The organism is Streptomyces botrytidirepellens (assembly GCF_003721215.1).
Lineage (GTDB): Bacteria > Actinomycetota > Actinomycetes > Streptomycetales > Streptomycetaceae > Streptomyces > Streptomyces himastatinicus.
The window spans coordinates 1-7,503 of the sequence record NZ_RIBZ01000711.1; the positions used below are offsets into that span (position 1 = coordinate 1).

6 protein-coding genes and 2 pseudogenes are annotated in these 7,503 nt (G+C 71.3%); 5 read left to right on the forward strand and 3 right to left on the reverse strand.

All coding sequences use genetic code 11. The features are described from left to right. Positions 1–527, forward strand: a pseudogene (locus tag EEJ42_RS36575) (hypothetical protein); the annotation flags it as partial. Between the two features lie 21 nt (positions 528–548). Here the strand turns inward: EEJ42_RS36575 and gad are convergent. Together gad and leuE are read right to left on the reverse strand one after the other, a co-directional pair. Next, entirely contained in the window at positions 549–1,961 is a 1,413-nt protein-coding gene (gad, locus tag EEJ42_RS36580; RefSeq protein ID WP_123106498.1) for a glutamate decarboxylase, read from the reverse strand. Between the two features lie 110 nt (positions 1,962–2,071). Then, positions 2,072–2,764 (reverse strand): leucine efflux protein LeuE, encoded by a 693-nt coding sequence (gene leuE / locus EEJ42_RS36585; RefSeq protein ID WP_123106502.1) that lies wholly within the window; start codon positions 2,762–2,764, stop codon positions 2,072–2,074. 125 nt (positions 2,765–2,889) lie between these two features. On the opposite strand from leuE, the gene EEJ42_RS36590 reads away from it, so the two are divergent. The 3 genes from EEJ42_RS36590 to EEJ42_RS36600 all read left to right on the forward strand — a co-directional run bounded on the left by EEJ42_RS36590 (position 2,890) and on the right by EEJ42_RS36600 (position 6,473). After that, a complete protein-coding gene (locus tag EEJ42_RS36590; protein ID WP_123106499.1) occupies positions 2,890–3,648 on the forward strand; it encodes a MerR family transcriptional regulator in 759 nt (252 codons plus the stop codon). Positions 3,649–3,828: 180 nt separating this feature from the next. Then, the gene (locus EEJ42_RS36595; protein WP_123106500.1) at positions 3,829–4,524 is read left to right on the forward strand and encodes a DedA family protein; all 696 of its coding nucleotides are present in this window, start codon (positions 3,829–3,831) and stop codon (positions 4,522–4,524) included. A gap of 239 nt (positions 4,525–4,763) precedes the next feature. Further along, entirely contained in the window at positions 4,764–6,473 is a 1,710-nt protein-coding gene (locus tag EEJ42_RS36600) for a threonine/serine exporter family protein (RefSeq protein ID WP_123106501.1), read from the forward strand. 77 nt (positions 6,474–6,550) lie between these two features. Here EEJ42_RS36600 and EEJ42_RS36605 read toward each other — a convergent pair whose 3' ends face one another. Then, complete coding sequence (locus EEJ42_RS36605) at positions 6,551–7,042, reverse strand: inorganic diphosphatase (protein ID WP_009716864.1); 492 nt, start codon at positions 7,040–7,042, stop codon at positions 6,551–6,553. Between the two features lie 86 nt (positions 7,043–7,128). On the opposite strand from EEJ42_RS36605, the pseudogene EEJ42_RS51375 reads away from it, so the two are divergent. Next, positions 7,129–7,503 (forward strand): annotated as a pseudogene (locus tag EEJ42_RS51375) (hypothetical protein); the annotation flags it as partial.

The following is a 7,503-nucleotide window of genomic DNA, read 5'->3' on the forward strand; positions in this document are numbered from 1 at the left end:
CCGCGGCCGCCGCGCCCGCCGCCGGGAGCGCCCCGGCGCCGGAGTCCATACCGGCCCGGCGGCCGGAGCCCGGACGACGGGCGCCCGAGCCCATTCCCGATCCGCACGCCGCGATCTTCGAGGCCGCGCACGCCGGACGCCACAGCGAGGCCGCCTCGATGGCCGCCGCCTGGGAGCAGGAGGCCCTCCGGTCGGCCGGGCCGCGCTCCTCCGACGCGATCCACTGGCTGGAGGTCCGCGCCGACCTCGCCCGGATCGCCGGGGATCCGGCCCGCGCGTGTGAGCTGTGGCTGGCGGTGGCCGATGCCCGGCTGGGCAACGGCGAGCCGACCGGACACCCCGAGGTGGAGGGCGCCGTGGACCGGGCCCACCACCAGTGGCAGTTCGTCCAGGAACCGGCCCGGGCGCATGCCCTCGCGCCGATGCTGATCGATCTGCGGGGCCGGGTGCCGGGCCGCAGGCCGGGCGCCCTGGAGGCCGTGCGGCGCAGGGTCGAGCTGCTCCGCGCCACCGCTCAGGCGCGCTGACCCCGGCGGCGGGCACCGCGCTCAATGGTGGAAGGCCGTGGCGACCTCCTCGGGCCGCTCCATCGGCGCCGACTGCTTCCGCAGTTCGGGCAGGAGCGTCCGCAGGTCGTCCAGGAAGAGGTCGGACAGGTCCGCCGAGAAGCCGTTGCGGCACACCACCCGCAGCACCGACAGGTCCTGGCGGTTCGCCGGGAACGAGTACGCGGGCACCAGCCAGCCGTGTTCGCGCAGCCGCCGCGACACGTCGTACACGTCGAAGTTGGTGATCTCCTCCGCCGTCGTGAAGGCGAAGACCGGCAGCTCGTCGCCGCGCGTGAGCATCCGGAAGTCGCCCAGCTCCGCGATGCGTTCGGAGAGCGAGCAGGCCACGTCGCGGGAGGTCTGCTGGACGGCGCGGTAGCCGTCCCGGCCCAGCCGCAGGAAGGTGTAGTACTGGGCGGCCACCTGGGCGCCGGGCCGGGAGAAGTTGAGCGCGAAGGTCGGCATCTCGCCGCCCAGGTAGTTGACCCGGAAGACCAGCTCCTCGGGCAGGCACTCCGGCGTACGCCACAGTGCCCAGCCCACCCCCGGGTAGACCAGGCCGTACTTGTGCCCCGAGGTGTTGATGGAGGAGACGCGGGGCAGCCGGAAGTCCCACATCAGGTCGGTGTCGAGGAAGGGCGCCACCATGGCGCCCGAGGCGCCGTCCACGTGGACCGGTACGTCGAGCCCGGTGCGCTCCTGGAGGTCGTCCAGGGCCGCGCACACCTCGGCGACCGGCTCGTACGACCCGTCGAAGGTCGAGCCGAGCACGGTGACGACCCCGATGGTGTTCTCGTCGCACAGCTCGGCGGCGGCCCGGGGGTCGAGGTGGAACCGGTTGCCCTCCATGGGCACTTGCCGCGGCTCCACCTCCCAGTAGGCGCAGAACTTCTCCCAGCACACCTGTGTGTTGATCCCCATGACCAGATTGGGCCGGGCGGTGGCCGGATAGCGGACGGGGTTGCGCTTGGCCCAGCGCCGCTTGAAGGCCAGTCCGGCGAGCATGCACGCCTCGCTCGACCCCGTCGTGGAGCAGCCCATCACCGTATGCGGGTCGGGGGCGTGCCACAGGTCGGCCAGGATGGTCACACAGCGCCGCTCCAGCTCCGCGGTGCGCGGGTACTCATCCTTGTCGATCATGTTCTTGTCCCGGCAGTCGGACATCAGCCGCCCCGCCTGTGCCTCCATCCAGGTGGTGACGAAGGTGGCGAGATTCTGACGGGCGTTGCCGTCGAGCATCAGCTCGTCGTGCACCAGCTGGTAGGCGGCCGAGGGGGCCATGGGCCCGTCGGGCAGGCAGCGGCGCGGCGGGTTCGTCGTCATGCCGCTGACCGGATCGGCCACGCCGTAGAAGGGGTTGACCGAGATGTCGGGCCGCTTTGCCGCGTCGCGCCTGCCGCCGTGAAGTGCCATGCTCGTTAAATTACGGACATATGGCGCAAATGCCCGGATCCCGCGCCGCCCGGATCCCGCGCCGCCCGGATCCCGCGCCGCCCGGATCCCGCGCTGTCAGCCCGTGGCCGTCAGCCCGCGCTGCTGAGCGACAGCTTCGCCGCGAAGCCCAGGAACGCCGCCCCCGCGCCCGCCGACAGCCCGGCCGTCAGCCGCTTGCGCCGCCGGAAGACGGCCGCGAGATACGTACCGCCGAAGATCAGCAGGGACAGATAGGTGATGCTGAACAGCTGCGCCCAGAGGCCCAGCGCCACGAAGGACAGCGCCGGATGGGCGTACTCCGGATCGACGAACTGCACGAAGAAGGAGATGAAGAACAGGATCGCCTTCGGGTTCAGCAGGCTCACGACCAGGGCCCGGCGGTAGGGCCGCTCGACCGCCCCGGACGCCGTGCCGTCCGCGGCACCCGCGCCGTCAGCGGCCGTCTCGGCCGCCTCGGCGGTCCGCGCGCTGCCCGGACCCTGGCGCCACAGCTTCCGCGCCCCGCGCAGCATGCCCACCGCGAGCCAGGTCAGATAGCCCGCGCCGGCGAACTTCACCACGGCGAAGAGCGCCGGGCTCGCCTGGAGCAGCGACGCCACGCCGCCCGCGGACAGCGTCATCAGCACGGCGTCCCCGCACAGCACCCCGCCCGCCGCCCGGTAGGCGGTGCGGGGGCCGCGGCGGGCGGCGACCGACACCACATAGAGCGAGTTCGGGCCCGGCAGCAGGATGATCAGGGCGAGGCCCGCCAGATACGTCGAAAGATCGGTTATCCCCAGCACAATCGGCAGGATGCCAGGGAACGCGCATCGCGCCCGCATGATTTCGGCATCCGGACTTGCACCTCACGCGACGTGAGGCGCCACCGTGGAGCCCGTACGGAACACCAGGGAGAGCGGACCAGGTCATGAGCTATTCGGTGGGACAGGTCGCGGGCTTCGCCGGGGTCACGGTGCGCACGCTGCACCACTACGACGAGATCGGGCTGCTGCGCCCGAGCACCCGCAGCACGGCCGGGCACCGGCGGTACGACGACGCCGACCTCGACCGGCTCCAGAGCATCCTGTTCTACCGGGAACTCGGCTTTCCGCTCGACGAGGTGGCGGTCCTCCTCGACGACCCGGACGCGGATCCGCAGGCCCACCTGCGGCGTCAGCACTCGCTGCTGACCGACCGGATCGAGCAGCTCCAGAAGATGGCCGCCGCCGTCGAACACGCCATGGAGGCACGGAAGATGGGCATCAATCTCACCCCGGAGGAGAAGTTCGAGGTCTTCGGGGACTTCGATCCGGACCAGTACGCGGACGAGGTCGAGGAGCGCTGGGGGAACACCGAGGCGTACCGGGAGTCGCAGCGCAGGGCGGCCTCGTACACCAAGGAGGACTGGCAGCGGATCCAGGCCGAGGCCGACGCGCTCAACGACCGCTTCGTCGCGCTCATGGAGTCGGGTGCCGGGCCGGAATCCGAGGCCGCGATGGACCTCGCCGAGGAGCACCGGCAGGGGATCATCCGGAACCACTACGACTGCGGCCACGAGCTCCACGCCTGCATCGCCGAGAACTATGTGACGGATCACCGCTTCACCGAGAACATCGACAAGGCCAAGCCAGGGCTCGCCGCGTACCTCCGGGACGCGATCCGGGCCAACGCGGAGCGCCACGGCTGAGGGAGCCTCGGGTGTGAGGGGGCCGGGCGGACAGCGGGAACCACGGGCACGCACACGGCGTTGATAGCTTTGGGCGGCACACTGTGAAGCGATGACCCCGCAGCAGTCCGTACCCCGACCCTGCGGCCGGGCCTCGCACGAGCACGAGCCTGCACCCCTCGACCCAGGAGCCTGTGACCCGTGACCACCCTCGCGCTCGGCCCTCAGTGGCTGGACCCGGACTATCTGATCGAAACCTTCGGGCTGCTCGGCGTGCTGGCCATCGTCTTCGCGGAGTCCGGCCTGCTCATCGGCTTCTTCCTGCCGGGCGACTCGCTGCTGTTCACCACCGGTCTGCTGGTCACCACCGATGTGATCAAGCAGGAGCTGTGGCTGGTGTGCGTGGGCGTCGCCGCCGCGGCGATCATCGGTGACCAGGTCGGATATCTCTTCGGCCGGAAGGTCGGCCCGGCGCTGTTCAAGCGCCCGGACTCCAAGTTCTTCAAACAGGAGAACGTGGAGAAGGCGCATGAGTTCTTCGAGAAGCACGGCCCGAAGTCGCTGATCCTGGCCCGCTTCGTGCCCATCGTGCGGACGTTCACGCCGATCATCGCGGGCGTGAGCCGGATGAACTACCGCTCCTTCATCATCTTCAACATCGTCGGTGGTGTGCTGTGGGGCTCGGGCGTCACCCTGCTGGGCGCGGCGCTCGGCAAGGTCGACTTCGTCCACAAGCACATCGAGCTGATCCTCGTCGGCATCGTCCTGCTGTCCGTCATCCCGATCGTGATCGAGTTCCTGCGGGCCCGGAGCCAGTCCAAGAAGGCGGCCGCCGAGGCACCGGCCGGGCCGGTGGCCGACCAGCAGGGGCCGCGCGGCCGCCACGCCAAGCGCTGACCGGCTGCCACGCCAAGCGCTGACCGGGCGGCGCGCCGGGCGCCGACCGGCCCGGCGTTCCCGTCCGACGCGCATCTTCACCGTCACTTCACAGGGGTCACTCCACTACACACCCGTCGCGCACGCTGCCCCCACTCCCACTCGGCGGCCACCTGCCCGCACAATGGGCTGCGGTGGCCGCCGATGATGCATCGTGGCTGCTGGAAGAAGTGACGGGGAGGCGGTCGAGGAGCGAGGCAGTGGGGTCGGACCGACAGTACGGGCAGCGTGGCGCGGGCACGCAGGACGCAGATACGGCGGAGAACCGCAAGCCGCAGTCCGACGAGGCGCGCAGCGCCTTCACACCGCCCCAGGGCGTACCGAGGCCGCCCTCGCCCGATGGTGAGCACCCGACCTCGGAGTTCGCCATCCCCCAGGGGCTGGCCACCGAGCTGACCGCACCCGAGACCGAGAGCTCGGCCTTCGTGCCGCCCGCCGGGGTCACCACGTCGGCCAACCAGACCACCGGCGGTTTCCCGGCCTTCACGCCGCCGAACGGCATACCCATGGTCCGGCTGACCAAGAATTCGCCCTGGCAGGACCGGATGCGCACGATGCTGCGGATGCCGATCAGCGAGCGCCCGACACCGGCCGAGCGCACCGATCCGCAGGACGACACGGGCCCCGCCGTCCCCCGTGTGCTCGATCTCACTCTCCGCATCGCCGAGCTGCTCCTCGCGGGCGGCGAGGGCGCCGAGGACGTCGAGGCGGCGATGCTCGGCGTGGCGCACGCGTACGGGCTCCACCGCTGCGAGCCGACCGTGACCTTCACCCTGCTGTCGGTCAGCTACCAGCCCTCGCTGGTCGACGACCCGGTCACCGCCAGCCGTACGGTGCGCCGCCGGGGCACCGACTACAACCGGCTGGCCGCGGTCTTCCGGCTCGTCGACGACATCACCTCGCAGGACGACTTCACCCTGGAGGAGGCGTACCGGCGGCTCGCCGAGATCCGCCGTAACCGCCACCCCTACCCCGGCTGGGCGCTCACCGTGGCCGCCGGCGGGCTGGCGGGCGCGGCGAGCATGCTGGTCGGCGGTGCGTGGCCGGTGTTCTTCGCGGCGGCGATCGGCGCGATGCTGGGCGACCGGCTGGCGTGGCTGGCGTCCGGGCGCGGACTGCCGGAGTTCTACCAGTTCGTGGTGGCGGCGATGCCGCCCGCCGCGATGGGCATCGCGCTCAGCCTCATGGGCGCGGGACTCCAGTCGTCCGCGGTGATCACCGGTGGGCTGTTCGCGCTGATCCCCGGGCGGGCCCTGGTGGCGAGCGTCCAGGACGGGCTGACCGGGTATTACATCACCGCCGCCGCCCGGCTGCTGGAGGTCGGCTACCTGATCGTCGGCATCGTCTGCGGCGTGCTCACCGTGCTGTACGGCGGGCTCCAGCTGAACGCCAAGCTGAACCCGGAGGCGGCGTTGGTGGGACAGCCGGAGCCGGTCACCCAGATCCTGGCGGCGATGCTGCTGGCGCTGACGTTCTGCATCCTGCTCCAGCAGGAACGTCACACCGTGCTGTTCGCCACCCTCAACGGCGGGGTCGCCTGGGTGGTCTACGGCGCGCTCGCCGACACCGCCCAGGTGCCGCCGGTCGCCGCCACGACCGTGGCAGCCGGGCTGGTCGGCCTCTTCGGGCAGTTGCTCTCCCGCTACCGCTACGCGTCGGCGCTGCCGTACGTCACGGCGGCGATCGGGCCGCTGCTGCCCGGTAGCGCGACGTACTTCGGGCTGCTCGCCCTCGCCCAGGGAAATCTGGACCGCGGCATCCCCCACCTCACCCAGGCGGCGGCACTGGCCCTGGCGATTGCCATCGGGGTGAACCTGGGTGGCGAGGCGGCCCGGCTGTTCCTCAAGATCCCGGGCAGCGGGGACGACCCCTCGGGACGTCGCGCGGCCAAGCGCACCCGCGGCTTCTGACCTGCGGCCGCACTGCTCTGAACTGCGTAAACGACGAACGGGCCGACCTTGAGGCCGGCCCGTTCGGGTGTCGGGGCTCAGTGGCCGCCGGACGCCTCCAGGCGCTTGATGGACGCCTCGACCTCGGCCTCGGCCTCGGCGCGTCCCACCCAGTTGGCCCCCTCGACCGACTTGCCGGGCTCCAGGTCCTTGTAGACCTCGAAGAAGTGCTGGATCTCCAGGCGGTCGAACTCCGACACGTGGTGAATGTCACGCAGGTGCTCGACCCGCGGGTCCGACGCGGGGACGCACAGCAGCTTGTCGTCGCCGCCCGCCTCGTCGGTCATCCTGAACATGCCGATCGCACGGCACTTGATCAGGCAGCCGGGGAACGTCGGCTCGTCGAGAATGACCAGGGCATCCAGCGGGTCGCCATCCTCGCCGAGGGTGTTCTCGACAAAGCCGTAATCCGCCGGGTAGCTGGTCGAAGTGAAGAGTCGACGGTCGAGACGGATGCGCCCCGTCTCGTGGTCCACCTCGTACTTGTTCCGCGAACCCTTCGGGATCTCGATGGTGACGTCGAACTCCACGGGTGGCTCCTCCATGATCAACACATACGTCTGGTGATTAAGTGTCCCCCACGCAGGTGTGTGGTGGCGAAAGGGGCTGGTCCGTCGTGCCTGAAGCCAGATCACGGCAGTTCAGGGAGTTGCTCGCGCGCGGGCGGACCCTGGTGCGGGACCAGTGGCGCCGCGTCGCCGCCGTCGGGGTCCGGCTCCGCGACCGCTGGTGGAACCGCCCGGTCCGGGAACGGCCGTGGCACGGCCGGGTCCGCGACCTGTGGCGCCGCACCGGGCTCCACGACCGCTGGCGGCGCACCCCGCCCCAACAGCGCGGCACCTGGCGGCTGGTGGCCGTCTCCGGCACCGTCGGCCTCGCCGTCGCGGCCGGATCGGTGCTCGCCTCCGGGCCCTGGGACACCGGCCAGCGTACGGCCGAACGCGCCCGGGCGGCCCGCGGTCCGGCCGCGGGTGGCGAGCGTCACCCTGGC